The sequence below is a fragment of the Campylobacter sp. TTU-622 genome, assembly GCF_016598965.1.
Classification (GTDB): Bacteria; Campylobacterota; Campylobacteria; order Campylobacterales; family Campylobacteraceae; genus Campylobacter_D.
This window is the reverse complement of record NZ_JAENKR010000135.1, coordinates 1-2,164: the sequence shown is the minus strand read 5'-3', so window position 1 is coordinate 2,164 and position 2,164 is coordinate 1. Positions and strand designations below refer to the sequence as shown.

Below are 2,164 nucleotides of genomic sequence, written 5' to 3'. Positions count from 1 at the left end.
TTATAATAATATTCAAATTATAAAATCAATTGCATTGCAAAAAGATATAGAAAAATGTGATATAGATAAACAATTTGATTTTATTTCTAAAAGTTGCAATGAAACTAATATTAATGAGCAAAAACTAAAAAAAGGTATCATCAAGAAATATATTTTTTCTTTCATAAAAGAGATTATGAAAAGTAAAGATCGAAGAAAATATATAGAAGGTTTTTTTGCGTCTTTACTTAGTATAGGTATTTGTATTATTGCTTTAATTTCAAATTTTATAAAAAGTGAAGATTTTGATTTTGTTTTTTATGCAAATATAGGATTTTTTGGAATTTTTGGAATTATTGGTTTTTGGGGTTTTAATAGCAATTTAGATGCTTTAAAATATTATGCAGATCTTTATGCTAAAGAATTTATTAGATTTCAAATATTTGATAGCAAATAAAACAACAAATAAGAAACAAGCCATTTTTAAATAAATATTTGATATAATTTCCTACATTAGTAAGCATTAAAATAATACCTTTGTCTTTTTTCGTTTTTAAATGGTTTTTATTTCTCATTTGCTTACTAAATCTTATAAATACTTGTTTTATATAAAAATTAAGTTAAAAGTCTTAATTTTTATCGAGTTTTTAAGGGGATACTCCATAACTTCATTCCCCGCTCTCCATATACTTATAAATCTAAATATAAGAAATCAAAATCCATTTATTAATTATCCTTTTTAAGTTCCTTTTTGTTTTAACAAAAAGGACTTAAGATAAGTTTTTTAAAAGGGAGAAAAAGTTTAGGTTTGTTTTTGTTTTTGGAGTTCAGTTATAAAAAAAACTATAAAAAAATTATAAAAATACTATAAATTAAATATAAATTAAGTATAAATATACTATAATTATAATACGAAAACAAAGACAAAGGATAAAAAATGAGAATTGAAGTTACTAAAAATAAGTTTTTTGATTTAGAAAGTGTTCTAAAGGGTGATAGAAAAAATATCTATAATAAAGACGCTTATGCTTTTTTAGAGTGCAAAGAAGAAAAAGATAATATTGCTAGATTTTTTGATTTGGGCGAAATTGCACTAAATTATAATCAAGAAAACAATCAAATTGAAGTCTATTTTCTTAAGTATGAGTTTTTTCAAGAGAGCTACGAAATTTTAAAATATCATATTGTAAATAGTATCAAGTTTGCTTTTGTGAGTGCTGAAGACACTTTTAAAAGATTATCTAACTTAAAGATTAATGTCAAAGATTTTATAAAAGAATAAGTGGGGTGGATTATGAAAAAAAATATACAGATTGATTTTAATAATAAAATGGTTGCTTTAGAACTTGATTATAACAAAGATTATGGAAATTTTTTTAAAAATATTGTTAATGAACTTTATTTAGAAAAAAAGGACTATATTAAGCTTAAGGGTTACACAAGAAAAATAAATTTTCAATTTGGTGTTGATCAAGAAAAGCAAAAAAGATTTTTACTGCTTTCTTATGAACAAATTGACAAAATAAAGAGCATTAATTTACTTATGTTGTCTGAAGCTTACAGACTTATCAATTTTATTGCAGAGAAAATTAATAAATAGAAAGGTTAATTATGGCTTCTTGGATTTTATTTGGAGTTACAACAATGATGTTTATTATTGGGATAAATTTAGAAAAATTCGTTCCGCCTAAGACTGAATTTGAAGAACGATTAGGTTACACATTAAAACCTGTTCTTTTTATATTATATGTTACTGCTTCAATCGGTGTATTTTATAACAAAGAAATGGCTAATCAAATTGTTGCTGGAATAATTAATTTTTTTGGATAGAAAAAAGGAGATACAAAAATGACTGAGGAAAAATTAACCAAAAAAGAAATGTTTTTAGCTTATGTTGTTTATATAGGTATTATTACTTTTATCACTATTTTTTTTAAAGAAATTTTAGATTTTTTAAAGTTAATTCCTATAGCTTTGCATTTTGTTTGGGATTTTATTTTTTTCTTATCACCTTATCTAATTATTGCTTTTTTATTTTTAGCAATATTTTCGATTGTTGGCTTAAAAAAAGGTTTTAATATTATTCTGGCAAGTTCTTTAATAATTATTCCTATAATTATTTCAATTTGCTATATTAATGAAATAAAATTTGATCGCGCGACAATTTTTATTAATTGCATTTTTA

General features: G+C 22.3%; 5 protein-coding genes. All 5 read left to right on the top strand.

The annotated features are described in order from the left end of the window. Positions 1-436: hypothetical protein (locus JG677_RS07880; RefSeq protein WP_234284671.1), on the top strand; the 436-nt coding region annotated here is incomplete at its 5' end. 480 nt (positions 437-916) lie between these two features. Further along, the gene (locus JG677_RS07875) at positions 917-1,261 is read left to right on the top strand and encodes a hypothetical protein (RefSeq protein ID WP_200286089.1); all 345 of its coding nucleotides are present in this window, start codon (positions 917-919) and stop codon (positions 1,259-1,261) included. 12 nt (positions 1,262-1,273) lie between these two features. Next, a complete protein-coding gene (locus tag JG677_RS07870; protein ID WP_200286088.1) occupies positions 1,274-1,579 on the top strand; it encodes a hypothetical protein in 306 nt (101 codons plus the stop codon). Positions 1,580-1,590: 11 nt separating this feature from the next. Continuing rightward, on the top strand, positions 1,591-1,809 hold the full coding sequence (locus tag JG677_RS07865) for a hypothetical protein (protein WP_200286087.1): 219 nt from the start codon (positions 1,591-1,593) through the stop codon (positions 1,807-1,809). Positions 1,810-1,827: 18 nt separating this feature from the next. Continuing rightward, positions 1,828-2,164 (top strand): hypothetical protein (locus JG677_RS07860; RefSeq protein WP_200286085.1); only part of this gene is annotated, 337 nt, incomplete at its 3' end.